This is a genomic window from Paraflavitalea pollutisoli (genome assembly GCF_029360705.1).
GTDB lineage: Bacteria > Bacteroidota > Bacteroidia > Chitinophagales > Chitinophagaceae > Paraflavitalea > Paraflavitalea pollutisoli.
The window spans coordinates 3,671,012-3,686,049 of record NZ_JARKMX010000008.1; the positions used below are offsets into that span (position 1 = coordinate 3,671,012).

Consider the following 15,038-nt stretch of genomic DNA (forward strand, 5'->3'; position numbering starts at 1 on the left):
AAAAGTCCCCGCTGACAGCCAGTCAGCGGGGACTTTTCAGCAGGCTTATCAGCGCTACTTCAATTGCGTGTTGCAATAAGCAACCAGCTTTACCAGATCTTCCTGTTTGTCAAAATCAATCTTGTTGTCGCTAATGTATTGCTTAATAGCATCGTTGTGTTTCATCGGATACACCTTCAGCAATTGCTTTTCATTATTGGCTTTATACAGGCTATTACCACGCTTTAACCAAAACTGGTTGAAGATATCAACGACAGAGTTTGACTGAAACGGCCTGCTTACATAAGCCGGTGCAACATTGTTGTTGGCCGCACTGCCTGCACTTCGCTTGGTACCGTCATGATCCGGGGAGGCCACCACCGGTTTCCGCTTATTGATATAAGATGCCAGCAAATCGATCCCACCATTGCTTAATACCTCATAGAATTTCTTATCGACAGGAACGAATTTCCGGCCCGCAATGACCACCGTATCCACATCGCCAACATTGGTCAACGTCAACACCTGACCATGATTCTTAAAAACGATACTGTTGTCTTCGGTTTCATAGTTCAGTTCAGCTTCCTGCACCGAACCGTTCTTTAAATAGACATTCCCTTTCGAATACGAATTAAATAATTTCGTATTCAATTCCGATTTTTCGATGGATACAACCTGGGCAAGTGACAGCAGAGACGAAAGGAATAGCAATAGCAGTAAGGAAAATGAAAAGACACACTTTCTCATAAAAAAGATTTAGCAGGTAATGGAAAAATAAGAGCCAGCTATAGAAATTATAGCTGGCTCTTTATAAAGATCAAATAATCTTTGAATTATCTGGGGCGTACATAAACCAATGTATCGGTAGCCAAACGTGAGGCAGGTCCCGCACCCCAGGTAAATGAAACGTAGAAGGTTTTGGTAGCAGGCTCGTACCGGCAATTGTAACCAGGAGCATTGATAGCACCACCATCGCTGCTTACAGTAACGGTATTGTCGGCATTCACCGTTAGTATAGGGTTACCAATACCTACGCCGGTATTGTCGGCCCATACCTGCAGTTCAGCAAACTGCACCTTGTTGGCACCTACTGTAACCAGGTCCATGCCCGCTGCACGGTTCAGGTTACCGGTCTTTGCCGGATCACCACCGCGCAGTGAATAAAGACGGAGGGAGTAGTGACCATCATAGTCATTACGCAGACCGAATGAATACACCGCCTTTCCAAAGTTTACGCTGATATTGCCTGTGGTAGCCGAAGTGATTTTTACCGGCAAGCCATAGCTTTTGGTAAAGTCGAAACCAGCAGAATAAGTTACCGTAACAGGAACCTGTACCATGCGGGTACCGGCTTTGATGACTGCACTCGTTGGCATGCTGTACACTGTGGTAGGAGGCATTTCATAATGCGTACCATTCACCGTATTATACTCTGTAAGCAGCGCATTGTCTAGTGCAAGACCTACAGTAATATCTGAAGGAGCATTTGCTGCACCAGAATAAGTAACGTTGACATTGAAGGTCGTGGACTGTCCTTTGGCCAACGTACCCAGGTCGGAATAAAACCCAGGATACTGTGAACGCGCAACAGCCAGGTTATTACCGGTATTGGTGAAAGCGATAGTACTGCCAGCGGTATCGGGATCTATGTTCATGTCAGCCTTCTTCAAACAGCCAGCAAGTCCCAGTGCCAACATAGATAAGAGAACAGTATTTATAGTCAGTTTTTTCATCTTGTAATTTTTAGAAGTTTATTTAGCCCAGAAGATCAGTGAAGAATACGGAGAAATGTTCTTCGGAACATTAGCCGTATTGTAAGAACTTTCTGAACTTGGGTACAGAATGCGCGTTGGCAACCTGTCGGGACGCGTGCTTTCGGAAGAGACAGATGCAAAAGTCTGCGAACCATTCGCTCCTGCAGTATTTACGACAGCAGGATAACCGGTTCTCCTGTATTCATTCCAGGCTTCGTCGCTGTTCACGAAATTCAGGGCAATATACTTCTGCGTGATGATGGCTTCAATCTTTTTCTCGTCAGACGCCGCCAGGTCAAAATTCACCAGCGGGCTGTCTTCATTGTCGTCCTGATATTGCTGCGCTTCAGCAACAGGATCCCAACCTGTAGGATAAGTACCATCAGGCAGTTCGTCCAGGTATTTAAAGGAAGCCTCGATACCACTCAGGAACAAGTTCTTAGCGTTGCCAGTTGGAATGATACCACGCACAACGGCTTCAGACTGCAGCAGATAGCTTTCAGCTGCCGTAATTATTGGCATGCCAGCATCAGGTCCTTTCAAAACTCCAGTTGTATTGCCCGCAGATGTACCCGTACGGCTTGAGCTGGGATACCAGAAACTACCATCCGGGCTGGCCACCACTGAATTGTTTTCATAACCAAGACGGTTGGTAGGAGTAGAGGGAAACTGGTAATAAATGGCATAACCGCGGTTTACATCAGACAACTTGGTGCCATTATAGAAGGAATATACAAAGGTATTAGGCATCCAGGACTTGCTGCCGGGTGAGCCAGTATACGAGAATGCCCAAGTATTCCATTTGGGATTTTGCTTGTTGTTGTCTCTGACATAGCCCGGATCCACCATGGCATCGTCGGTCAGGAAGCCAGCAGCATCAAAATTGCTGTTGGAGAAGGTAACCTTTCCACGACCGTGGATCAGTATCCGCAATTTCAGTGTATTGGCAAATTGCTTCCATTTCGTCATATTACCGGCAAACATAACATCGGCAGTCGCGCTCAATTCGATGTTATTAGTAACACCAGGTGCAGCATTGATATCAGCGATGGCTTTATCGAGCTGATCAGCCAGGTCCTTATAGATCACCTTTGCATCTGTATAAGCAGGGGTCAGATTCTGCAACCCTTTCAGCGCTTCTTCATAAGGAATATCATTATAAGCATCTACCAGCAATTGGAAAGCGTGCGCTTTCATAATGCGGGCAACAGCGTTATAACGCTTCATTACGGGAAGGGTGTCGGTAGAATTCAGGATAGACTGGTAATCGTTCAGCACATCGTAGGCACTGGACCAACGGGCAGAGTTGTCATTGGTGGAGAAGTTGTAGGTAACAGCAGTACCAAAGCCACCAAAACCGCCGGCATTTGCAGCATAACCTACCAACTGTGCGCCATAGGTATTGTAACCATTTACCATAGAGGCGGTCGCAGTCAGTACTTGTGGGAGGATCAACACAGGCGTTGCCGTTGTAGCACTGTTCGGGTTATCATTTATATCGAAGTATTTCTTACAGGAGGAGCTTAGCGTAACCGCCCCCATAAGACCAATTATAAGCGCTTTTTTCATACTAGTTTATTTTGTTGTTGCTCCGTCATCCGCAAATCAGCTGAAATCACTGAACCAAATACGGGCAAACAGGCTCTTTAATAATTATCGTCTGCGATTAGAATTTAAAGGTCACAGTACCACCATAATAGCGCGAAGGAGGTGTTTGCCCCAGACCGGTAAGTCCGATACCGTTGCTATCATTACCAGCATCACTGTACTCAGGATCAGTATAGTAGTTATCCTTCGCCATGAACAACAGCAGGTTACGGGCTTGTACACTCAAAGTGATCGCTTTAAAGGCCTTCAGCTTTTTAACAGCAGAAGTAGGTACGTTGTACGACAGTGCTACCTCACGCAATTTCCAGAAATCAGCAGAAGTTACATAGTTGGAAGTAACATCACGGTTGATACCATCAGACCAGAAACCGGCATTACCATTCTGCGTCTTTACCATGTATTCTGTATTCGGGATATAAGTACCAGGCTTGGTCAGGTCTTCCACAACAGAGTTGGGGAATACAAAACGTTCGCGGTTATAAACGGCAGTTCTGTATCCGGTACCGGCCCAATCCAGTTCAGTACCCATCGCGTTGTAAGTTTGTGCACCACCACGGTATTCCCACAACATGCTCAACGTGAAGTTCTTGAAGCTAACAACGGCATCCAGGCTCAACCTGTTCTTGTAAACAGCATTGCCAAGAATAGAGATGGTATCAGATTTCGTAGGCAGACCAGTAAGACGATCTACGATCACACGACCTTGATTATCGCGCTTGTAGTCATAACCCATGATCACCGGGAAGCTTTGACCGGCAACTGCATAAGAACCAGGACCGTCAGCACCATAAGTAGCAAGTGCCAGACGGGGCAGATCAGCAGTGATAGTATTTACCTCATTGTTCAGGTAAGTATAGTTACCACCTACAGTAATATCCCAGTTATTATTTCTGAGTACATTGTAGTGGGCGGTTACTTCCAGACCCTGGCTCTGCGTTTCACCAGTATTTGTTCTCAGGTTGGTGTAACCAGTGGCATTCGAAATACGCGTGCTTACGGTTTGGTCATTGGTCTTTGTAGAATACCAGGTAACGTTCGAAGTGAAACGATTCTTGAACAAGTTCAGATCGAAACCTACTTCATAACCGCTGGTCAGCTCAGGTTTCAGCTCAGGAGATACGAGTGTATTATCAACCGTATAACCAGGAAGTGTTCCATAAGGAAAACCAAAAGCATTACTGCTATAAGTAGGAACCAGTGAATAGGCACCAAAAGTACCAGCCAGGTTAACCTGACCAACTTTGGTCCATCCGCCACGTACTTTCAGATAGCTGACAGTGTTGGAGTTCTTCAGGAATTCCAATGCATCACTCGCAACGAACGAAACGTCCACAGAAGGATACATGAAAGAACGGTTCGCTGAGTTCAGGATAGATACCCAGTCATTACGCAAGGTACCATGCAGGAACAGGTAATTCTTATAGCCAACGCGGAAGTCACCATAAGCACCGATCTGGCGGGCTTTGAAATTTGATTCGCCGGCATCAGGCGTACCAACACCATAACGAACGTTGAAGAGACCTGGGATCATCAGACCACTGGCGCCAACATTCACGAACTTGGCTTCATCCTGGCGCCACTGACCACCAGCGATTAACTTGAAGTCAAAATCACCAGCGGTGGTATTGTATTGGCCAAACAGGTCGGTCAACAATTGAGTTGTATAGTTGCTGGCATCAGACACTGAACCAGGAATATCCGATTTAGAGCTCTGATCAGTGTGCTTAGCCCAGTCGGTAAACAGGAACTCACCCACAGTATTCTTGTTGGAATAGTTTCTGGTTACAACACCCTGACGACCGATCAGGTCCAAGCCTTTGAGGGGGGAATACTTGATCTCCAGGCTACCAGTTAAATAATCATTCCGTTGTTTGGAACGATAGTTATCGGCAGTGAAATAAGGGTTTTGATACCAGGGGTTATAAAAACCATTGGGGTTGGCAAACTTGTCAGTACGCCAGTTCTTGTACTTGGTGATATCTACGTTCGCAGGCATATTCAGCATGTTAGCATACATGCTACCGGTTTGCGTAGTGATATCGTAGCGGTTCTGGATATAAGACACCGCATAAGTAGCCAGAAACTTAGTGCCAATTTTACGGGTACCATTCACACGCAGTGAACTACGGTTGAATTTGTCACCAGGTGTAGTACCGGTTACATTGGCATATTGGCCAGAGAGGTAGAAAGTAGACACATCATCACCAGCAGCCAGCGAAAAATCGGTCTGATTGGTAACACCGGTTTCCCAGAATTTGTTATGACCATCATTGTAAGCATAGATAGCAGAATCCTGTGAACCATCTTCCAGCGCAGGTCCGAGAGGACGCTTACTGCCATCGAACCGGGGACCATAAGATTGGTTCTCCAGGTAAGAGAACAGCGGCTGGCCATTTTCATCAACGCCATAAGTACTGCCGCCTGCACCGAAGTCTTTCTGAATTTTCGGGAAGAAAGCTACCTGCTGAATCGTGGTTGTATTGCTAAGTGTAATAACCGGAGCACCACGCTTACCCTTTTTGGTAGTTACCACTACCGCTCCGTTAGAAGCTTGTGAACCGTACAGAGCGGCGCCACCGGCACCATTCAGTACTTGCACATCTTCAACATCTTCAGGGTTCAGGTTACCCAGGATTTCGTTGGGCACGATCACGTTGTCCAACACCACCAGCGCCTGGTTGTTACCAGTCAAAGAACGCTGTCCACGAAGGATCAAACGATAGTTGGGGTTTACACCACCACCAGTCGCATTGATCTGCAGACCAGCCACTTTACCTTGCAGACCGCCGGCAACAGAAACCGACTTACCAGCTACCAGCGACTCAGCCTTGACCGTGGTAGTAGCAGTACCAATCTCCTTACGCTTTGATTTGATACCACCAGCCGTCACGATCACCTCTTCCATCACCTTGTCGGAGCTGGTAAGAGAAACGAATACGTTCGACTGATTTTGAACCTTTACGGTTGTGGAAGAAAATCCTACTGCGGAAACCACCAGCACGTCGCCTGGTTTGGATGTGATTTTGAAATTTCCGTCAGCATCTGCGACAGTTGCAATGTCGGATCCTTTAATAACGATGGAGGCATTCGGGACAGGTTGCTTGTCTTTGTCAACCACTTTGCCGGTGTACTGTTTTGTTTGCGCATACGATAGCGAAGCAAAACACACCAGCGCTGCGAGCAGCGATAGGAGTTTACTCATGTGACTGTTAGTTTTTAAAAGTCCGCTAAAATAGAGGAACTTTCTAATTCTGAAAAAAAATGTTAAAAACCTCGACCAAAAAGACAAAGGCCTCGACAAATATGCTGCAATTCCAGAAAAAAATCCAAAAAACATTAGATATCAGTGTGATCTAATACGTTTTAGCAGGGATTTTCAATACACTTCAGTCTTTCTTTGAGCCATTTCAACTTCAAAAAAGTTTTATTCAGCCGACGAAAAGCCGTTTTCAGCGAATAGACGTTTTTCACCTCAAACACCCGAACGAATTGTCCCTAAACGTTACACGAAAACCATCGTACATCAAATATCCTCCGAAGCAAACGTTTGCATAACGGCAGACCCTACGAAAAAAATGACATTTATCAAACACCCTGGGTATCTTCCCTACTCCATCGCCCACAAAAAAAGCCGGCGTAGAGAATTACGCCGGCTGCATGTAGTTACAGTAGAAATTTATAGAAAACCTTTTTATTGCTTATCCACCCAGGTACGCGTTGTCAGTTCATCCGCACCCTGACGATCGATCACAGTATTGTAATTCACCGTATTAAGATCACGCTCTGTGGTAGGATATGCCTGACGGCGGGGGATCTGACCAGCAGAAACCGGGGCCGCATTGGGCGCAGGCGTCAGCACAGGAAACCCTGTTCTTCTCCACTCCGCCCACGCTTCATAACCATTACCCAGGTAGCTGGCGATCCACTTTTGCGTTTGGATCAGCTCCACGGCTTTACCTGCATTGTAAACAACAGCGGGTTGTGCCACATACGTTGCATAAGCACTACCTACACCGAATTGCTCCAGCGACGCCTTGATACCTTCCAGGTAAAACGCTTCAGCCGCAGTTTCACCACCAGCTATCCATCCCAGGTGTGCAGCTTCCGCTTTCGTAAACTGCATTTGCGCATACGTCGTAACGGCAGCTTTTGAACCTTGCTGACGGAACGTGGAGCCGATCAGCGACACGGTACCTGGGTTATCGACCGTACCGGTAGAAACACCGGTGGGAGGAGATTTCAAACCATATGGCATACCAACATAGGTACCAGCGCCGGTCTTATCGGCAAAAACAGCCAGTCGCGCATCATTCAGGCTTTTCAGCGTACCCACCATTTTTTCACTGATCGCATAGTCGTAGCGTTTGCCAATGATATAGTTGTTGTACCAGGGATTCTGGTTGTTCGCATCGGCGAGGTATTGGTAAAATACAGAGTGATTGTTGCCCGACAAATCGCCCGCCGCAAAAGCATCTGCAAATTCAGCCTTAGCGGTCGCAGTAGAAGCCTTCTCCAAACGGAGCGCCATGGTCATACGGATCGAGGCAGCCCATTCCTTCCACCAGGTGTTGTTTCCTTTCAACAGGATATCACCAGTCAGCGAAGCGCCATTGTCGAAACCGGCAGCTGCTTCCTTCAATTCTACGAACAACGCTTTGTACACATCTTCCTGCCGGTCAAACTCGGGCGTGATGTCTTCAATGCCTTTGAAAGCCGCCGAATAAGGGATATCACCCCAGCGATCGGCCATTTGCATAAAAATAAAAGCCTTCAGAATGCGGGCTGCCGACACCTGGTTGGCATTCGAACCACCAGCGAGTACATAAGCCTTCGACTTCGTGGTGGCATCGGTATTCAGGTTGATGATCGTTTGCAAATCATTCAGCGGGCCATTGTATAAACCGTTGTAATCGAAAATACGGCTGGTATAGGTAGAGGCTTGCGTATACACCACTTCCGACAGGTGCTGCACATACAGCAAGGGGTCAGCCGCCGTTACGGCACCAGTACCGGAGCTCAGGCTGGAGCGAATTGCATTCGTCAGCAACAAAGCAGTATTGGGGTCGGAAGGATTGTTGGGATCAATATTCGTATCCCCGAAGTCGCCCGGCTTGGTACAGGAAGCGGTAACAGCCACCACCAGCAAACAGGTCGATATATATTTAACAAAACTCGATGTCATAGTACTTCTTTTTAAAGGTTAGAATTGCAGCTTCAGGTTAAAGCCCAGCGTACGGGTTGCAGGCAGCTGACCATTATCCATCCAGGGAGTCTGCAGCTGTGAAGGATCGATACCTTTCACGGTACTGTAGATCAGCCAGGGATTCTGCGCGATCACAGAGAAGTTGGCATTTTGCAGCGACAACTTCTGGATCCAGCGCTTAGGCAGATTATAACCAATACGGACCTCACGCAGCTTCACGAATGTCGCATCATATACCCACTCTTCCCACAGCGAAGACAATACAGTCTGGTAGTAGGTCTTGGTATCGAGGTACACCTCATTGACCTTTCCGTCTGACGCACGCACACCGTCAACACGCACACCACCACCATCTTCCACAGCATCGCGTTTAGGATTACCTTTGTCGTTATTACCAACTGTAACTGCCCCGAGACCAGCGCCTGCGTTGGCCATGCTCGTCAGCGACATCAGCTTACCACCCTTCTGGAAATCGATCGAAAAACCAAAAGTGAATCCTTTGTAAGTAAACTCGTTGTATACACCACCGGTGAAATCGGGCAGAATAGAACCCAGTTCCTTATTTTGCTCCAATAAGGGAACACCTTTATCATCCACCAGGATCTTACCAGCTTCATTACGCTGGTAGCCGGTACCGATCAGCATGCCATAAGTTTGACCTACACGGGCATTCACACTGATACCGGGCGTACCCACAAAGCCGAAAGAAGAACCACCACCTGCAGGATTCACCGCCAGGTTCTTGCTCTCGCCATACAGCGACTTCACCTCGTTGCGGTTGTAACCCAGGTTGATGTCGATATCCCAGGTAAATTCCTTGTTGCGGATCGGCGTACCACCCAGATTCAGCTCGATACCATGGTTCGCAATATTACCGGCGTTAACCAGGGCAGCGCTGTAACCAGTGGTGCTGGGGATCGTCAGGTTGATGATCTGATCCTTCGCCTCGCGGCTGTAATAGTTGAAATCGAAACGAACACGATTCTTGAGGAAACGTAATTCAGTACCTACTTCATAGGAAGTTGACAAAGTCGGCTTCAACACATTGTTAGGGATCGTGTTGGGAACCGACAAGGTCGGATACGTATCATAAGGATTGCCCACGGTGTAGGTCTGATAAATATTGTAGGCATCGATATCCGAACCTACACGAGCGAAAGAAGCCCGCAGTTTACCAAAGCTAAGGATATCGTTTTGTGGGATCAGTTCAGTAAATACAAACGAAGTAGCTACGCCACCGTACAGATAAGAGTTGTTACCAGCCGGCAGGGCAGAAGACCAGTCATTGCGCAGATTCAGGTCCAGGAACAGCATATTACGCCAGCCGAGCGACGCATAACCGTACGCCGATCTTACTTCCTTGCGCACTGTTGTATTGTTGGTGGTCGGGCGGTTCTTCGAAGCTGCGATATTGTAATAACCAGGGATGGTAAGACCACCCGCAGTTGCTTCATTCACGTAGTTACTATAATTGGTACGCTTTTCAGCATAAGCGCCACCACGCACTGTGAAATCGCCAAACTCGTTGTCGTATTCCACATTACCTACGAAGTTCAACTCACGTGTATTGTTCTGGTAAGTACGGAACGCATCCAGGTTCAGGGTACCGGAAGCTACCCGGCTGTCATAATTCTGGTTGTACACATCTGCCCGTGCCAGCACCGACGCTTTCAAGTGAGAAGTAATCTTATACGTACCGGCAATATTACCATAGATACGCTGACGCTTGTTGTTGCTGATGTTCTCATATACTTCCGTATACGGATTATCCCAGTACTTGGGAGAAAGATCGCGCGGATCATTCATATTCCAGGAAGTATAAGAACCGTCAGATCTTTTATAACGCTTCAGCTTGTCCATCTCCAGGTTGCGCTGGAACCACTGATTGAAAGAACCCGCAGTCTGTGTACCATATCCTTCGGAAGGAACGTTGAACAGGTATTCGTACACATAGTTGATATTGGTAGCCAGGGTGAACTTCTTGGTCAGGTCGATCGAATTATTGATCGATAACCAATTCTTCGACTGGCGGCTGTTGGGGCTTACACCCGTCCGGCTCAGGTTGGTGAAAGACACCCGCGTATTGGAGTTGTCAGTTACCTTCGAAAAAGCCACGTTGGTATTGTAAGCAACACCGGTATTGTAAAAGTCACGAATATTGTTTTTTTGCGCTACAAAGGGCTTTTGCTTGGCATAGTCAGGATCTTCAGGATCCCAGGCATACCAGGGGGCATACATCGTGCCGTCCATTTTGGGTCCCCAGCTTTCATCCGCAAAATAGTCATAGTATTTGGCGCCGTCCATAGCCGCCAATGCCGGTGCATCTTTCGTAGGGTCATATTTGAAAGTGTACCAGTCCTGGTAATAACCGCCGCCATACTCGTTTTGGTATTTGGGCAGGGTCGATACGCGTTCGAAAGTAGTGCTATGGTTGAATTCCAGACCAATGCCTGCATTCTTCCTGCCTTTCTTGGTAGTGATGACGATCACACCTTCCGAGCCACGCTGACCATACAATGAAGTGGCAGCAGGTCCTTTCAGGATCGAAACATTCTCCACATCATCCATGTTGATATCCCGGCCATCGGTAGGCACTCCATTCACTACATACAATGGATTGCCGGTACCCAGTGTATTCACACCGCGGATACGCACGGAAGAAGTACCGAATTTGGCACCCGAACCGCCCAACACCTGCACACCAGCCACACGGCCGGCCAATGCCGTATTGAGGTCCGTTTGCTTGGTGGCCATCAGCTTGTCGCCCTGAATGTCCTGCACAGCTACACCCACAGCTCTTTTGGATTTGGTAACGCCCATAGCGGTCACCACCACCTCCTGCATAGAGCTATTCTCCTGTAACACAGCATTCAGTGTGCTACCTGATCCTACAGGTACTTCTTTCACACCGAATCCGGTTGCACTGATCACCAGGATAGCGCCATCTTGAACGTTGAGGGAGAATTTGCCATTGGCATCAGCAGCCGCACCAATATCGGTGCCTTTGATCTTGATGCTAGCAAAAGGAACGGGAATCCCCTTGCTATCATTTACCTGGCCGGTCAATGGACGGGATTGACCATAGGCCATTACAGCACACGTCACCAGCGCCGTAAACAGCGATAGAATCTTTCTCATGTGAAAATTAAATAGTTAAAAAAAGTTTGGTTGTGACCCGAAGGAATATTGATGTGACAGAAACGAGGTCATACAATGTAGGTTCCTTCCATTTTCTCTAAATAAGGTGGTGCAATCTAATTAAATCAGCAGGCAATTAAAGATTCCTTAACACATATTTAAGCGCATTTTAATGCAGGTTAACCGTTAGTTAACATGGATTAACAAACGAAAACTCACTATGACAGTACAACACGACCAAACCGTTGCAAGCTGCATTATTTTTTACACAGATTAACAAACAACAACTGATACGACAGGCAAGTATCCACAAACGATACTACCTGACAACTGCACCACATAACTCACTGCATTAATCGCTTTAATGAGAACTTAATGTTTTTGCTAACGGCTCGTTAACAGCAACTGAATACGCACCTCTCTCTTTTGTTTGCCCGTCATTTCATCCAGCCCACTGCCCGTTGTGGTCGTCGCCGGAAACACGAAGGAGGCAAACCGAACCGCCAGCGTACAGTCCAATTTTCCAGATCGCCGCCGGTTTATCAACCCAGAGAGCGACCGTCGTACATTAATATAATACCGCCAACCTTTGCCATTGAAAACCGGGATCGAAAAATAGTACGGCACATCCTGCTCATAGGCATACACGCGCGCATCGTAACTATCGGTTTCAAAAAAATGCAGGCGTGCATTCGCTGTAAAAGATGCGGGAGAAGAATAGAAAACCTCGGTAAAGGCGGAGAAACCTTTTTCCCGCGCAGCCTCCGCACTGCTGCGAAACCATACCAACTCAAACCGACTCCTGAGCAAAACAGCTGTGCTGACCTGGTAGCTGAACTGCGTTCGCCAGTTCTGCCGCGCACCGGTCAATACCGGTTTCAAGGGTCCTTCTACCACCGTACTGTTCGCCGGTTTCTGCTCAACCCGGAAACGACTTACCAACTCGACCTGCTTATTAGGTTTGTGCGTCACTTGCAACAAGTAGTCGCTGCCATGTCCCGGTGCATTGATCCGGTACCGTAGCCAGGGAAAGCGAAACAGGTCAGCATAAGCATCCAGTTGCCAACCGGCAACAGGTCGCACGGTGAGTCCGGTAAAAATGCCTTCCTCATTGCCTGGCAGATAACTTTCGGTGAAGGCATTGCCCTGCAAGGCCTGGTATCCCTTCGCGATATTCCGGTACAGCAACGACAGATCGATCCTGCTGTCGAGACTCATCATCAGACCCTGCACGATCGCCTTATTCATCCGGTGATCGACAGCCGCTTCTCCAAACAGGTGAAGGTTATTCACCGTAAGGCTGTAGTCCGCACTGTAATTACTCCACCGCTCGCCGGTCATCGCAAAAAGATCATAAGGCTCACCCGACCGTACGAAAGGCCTGGAAAACCGGTATTGTAGTGAATTGACGCCTACCTGCCAACGGTCACGCCGGTAAGCAACCCGCGCGCCGGCCGTAAGCCGGTTCAGGTTATAACGCTCCGCCAACTCTGCTTCGGTACGGTGGTAACCCATCGTCAGCAAAGAAGTCACACTATCATTGTACAGATTGGCATCCAGCTGCCTGTGCGATACAAAAGCGGTAGCCTCCCAGTGGCGGTGCTGCAACGTGATACCGCCCCCCCGGTGAAACAGGTACTCGCCTGCCGCGCTGTAGGGTTTCAACACCGGCCCCTGCCGCTTGATCTGTACCACGGCAGCACTTTTCTTAAAAGCAAGACTTTGCCAATGGATCAGCCCCTGTCCCATATTCACCGAAAAATCGCCAAGTGCCAACGCTTTCACGGTTCCTTTGCCACGGATAAAGAAGTGAAAAGAATAGAAATCGAAACCCGCACGCCTGGGTGCCGTAAAAAAAGGTTCACCCGCATCTTTGTCGGCCGTAACGCCATACTGCAATACGTTGCCATAGCTATAGCGGTATCGCGCAAACAACCGGTAGGGATCACCCTGGTAATGATCTTTATCTGGAGTGGCAGGAGCCTGATACCCCGTAGCTTGTTCCAGCACCTTCGATGCCCGCAGCAACAAACTATGATTACCCATATACAATCGCCTGCTCCACGAATTGGGATCAGCCTTTCCATCACCTGCCGTTACAAAGGGCAACAGCAGCCGGATGGTTACCAGATCCCAGCCAGGTATGGCTTGCAGTTCCTGCAAACCGGACAGCTTACCCAATAACTTACGGTAACTGAAGAATGCGTCGATCTGCAAGGCACTTAACATCGGTAACCCTTCAAGATCTTCCCGGCTGGCCCGATTGAGGTCGAGCGGATGGCGCCGCAGCGACTCCAGTTGTTGCCAGTAACCATCGTCTTCGGTGGCTTCCTCGTTCAACTCGGTCAGATTTTCCAGTTGTTGTTCTGTAAGGGGATTACGCACCGGTTCCTGGGCGGCTACCCACCGGGCAACCAACAACCAGATCACACACAACAGCATTCTCATGGCTCACGCGTTTTACCGGTTTCAAAGAGCAACAACACCCCCGGTGTAAAACCCAGCTGCGGGTGATAGGTACCCGTTACATCCACCCGCACCTGTTTCCATGCCCACCCGGCGCCGACCCACGGCGATGCTGTAGCCGAAACGATGCCCAGCCGGGCAAAGAAGCGTTTATCGAGCACGTATTGAATACCTGCCACCACATTGACGTCCCGGTTCTCTTCCTTTACCCATTCGGCGCTCACCAGCACCTGCTGCGACAATTCATACCCCAAACCCATCTTATATCCCCATGCCATTTTCTCCCCGCCTTGCTTTCCATATTTTCCACCATAAGGATTGAAAACATGGACACCCGCATGCACCTGATCTGTAATATGCCAGATCGTTCCTACCTCCACCACCGCAGTACCATCACCCCCATAACCGGCGGCACGCATCATGGCATAATTGAACTGCACCCCCAGGTCGATCCGCCCCAATTGCCGGGCATAGGCTATACCGGCCATCGACTCGTTGTAATCGGCCGAGCCAAAATAATGGGCAGCGATGCCCCAGCCGCCATGACCGGCTGGCACCCCGATCATCACCTGGTAATTGTTGAGTTTTTCCTGCATAAAACGCCGCTCGGCGTACACGCCAGCGGCCGTTCTGGTCAACCGGGCCAATGCAGCCTGGTTGGCTACTGCAGAAAAAACATCTGTAAAATGCGTACTGTAAGCGCCCAGTCCAGGGTAACGGGCAGCCTGGGGATAGCGAAGCGATTGAGCGCCGACCGTCAAGGTGGCGAAGACGAAAAAGGCGAGCAGATAAGGACTGATGGCCTTTGACAAGCGTAGTTTTTCCAAAGGAATAGTTTTGGTTAGGAAAAACTAACGTAAAAATTTACCAGACGGATTACCGATAGTACC

At 48.4% G+C, this 15,038-nt stretch carries 8 protein-coding genes; all 8 read right to left on the reverse strand.

Features of this window, described 5'->3' with window-relative positions:
- Positions 1 to 54: 54 nt before the first annotated feature.
- The 8 genes from P2W70_RS28355 to P2W70_RS28390 all read right to left on the reverse strand — a co-directional run bounded on the left by P2W70_RS28355 (position 55) and on the right by P2W70_RS28390 (position 14,975).
- Entirely contained in the window at positions 55 to 726 is a 672-nt protein-coding gene (locus tag P2W70_RS28355) for a hypothetical protein (RefSeq protein WP_276484948.1), read from the reverse strand.
- Between the two features lie 86 nt (positions 727 to 812).
- Positions 813 to 1,712, reverse strand: coding sequence for a BT_3987 domain-containing protein (locus P2W70_RS28360; RefSeq protein WP_276484949.1), 900 nt, complete (start codon positions 1,710 to 1,712; stop codon positions 813 to 815).
- 18 nt (positions 1,713 to 1,730) lie between these two features.
- On the reverse strand, positions 1,731 to 3,302 hold the full coding sequence (locus P2W70_RS28365; protein WP_276484950.1) for a SusD/RagB family nutrient-binding outer membrane lipoprotein: 1,572 nt from the start codon (positions 3,300 to 3,302) through the stop codon (positions 1,731 to 1,733).
- Positions 3,303 to 3,399: 97 nt separating this feature from the next.
- Positions 3,400 to 6,543 (reverse strand): SusC/RagA family TonB-linked outer membrane protein, encoded by a 3,144-nt coding sequence (locus P2W70_RS28370; RefSeq protein ID WP_276484951.1) that lies wholly within the window; start codon positions 6,541 to 6,543, stop codon positions 3,400 to 3,402.
- A 489-nt stretch (positions 6,544 to 7,032) separates the two neighbouring features.
- Entirely contained in the window at positions 7,033 to 8,523 is a 1,491-nt protein-coding gene (locus P2W70_RS28375) for a SusD/RagB family nutrient-binding outer membrane lipoprotein (protein WP_276484952.1), read from the reverse strand.
- A gap of 18 nt (positions 8,524 to 8,541) precedes the next feature.
- Positions 8,542 to 11,682: a SusC/RagA family TonB-linked outer membrane protein gene (locus P2W70_RS28380; RefSeq protein ID WP_276484953.1), complete on the reverse strand. Its 3,141-nt coding sequence runs from the start codon at positions 11,680 to 11,682 to the stop codon at positions 8,542 to 8,544.
- A gap of 384 nt (positions 11,683 to 12,066) precedes the next feature.
- Entirely contained in the window at positions 12,067 to 14,130 is a 2,064-nt protein-coding gene (locus P2W70_RS28385) for a ComEA family DNA-binding protein (protein ID WP_276484954.1), read from the reverse strand.
- Positions 14,127 to 14,975 (reverse strand): hypothetical protein, encoded by an 849-nt coding sequence (locus tag P2W70_RS28390; protein ID WP_276484955.1) that lies wholly within the window; start codon positions 14,973 to 14,975, stop codon positions 14,127 to 14,129. Before P2W70_RS28390 ends, P2W70_RS28385 begins: the two co-directional genes overlap by 4 nt.
- Between the last annotated feature and the right edge of the window lie 63 nt (positions 14,976 to 15,038).

What these genes read in the sequence shown, in the direction of transcription:
- P2W70_RS28385 (WP_276484954.1), bottom strand. Translation starts at nt 14,130, where the DNA reads ATGAGAATGCTGTTGTGTGTGATCTGGTTGTTGGTTGCCCGGTGGGTA.
- P2W70_RS28365 (WP_276484950.1), bottom strand. Translation starts at nt 3,302, where the DNA reads ATGAAAAAAGCGCTTATAATTGGTCTTATGGGGGCGGTTACGCTAAGC.
- P2W70_RS28380 (WP_276484953.1), bottom strand. Translation starts at nt 11,682, where the DNA reads ATGAGAAAGATTCTATCGCTGTTTACGGCGCTGGTGACGTGTGCTGTA.
- P2W70_RS28370 (WP_276484951.1), bottom strand. Translation starts at nt 6,543, where the DNA reads ATGAGTAAACTCCTATCGCTGCTCGCAGCGCTGGTGTGTTTTGCTTCG.
- P2W70_RS28355 (WP_276484948.1), bottom strand. Translation starts at nt 726, where the DNA reads ATGAGAAAGTGTGTCTTTTCATTTTCCTTACTGCTATTGCTATTCCTT.
- P2W70_RS28375 (WP_276484952.1), bottom strand. Translation starts at nt 8,523, where the DNA reads ATGACATCGAGTTTTGTTAAATATATATCGACCTGTTTGCTGGTGGTG.
- P2W70_RS28360 (WP_276484949.1), bottom strand. Translation starts at nt 1,712, where the DNA reads ATGAAAAAACTGACTATAAATACTGTTCTCTTATCTATGTTGGCACTG.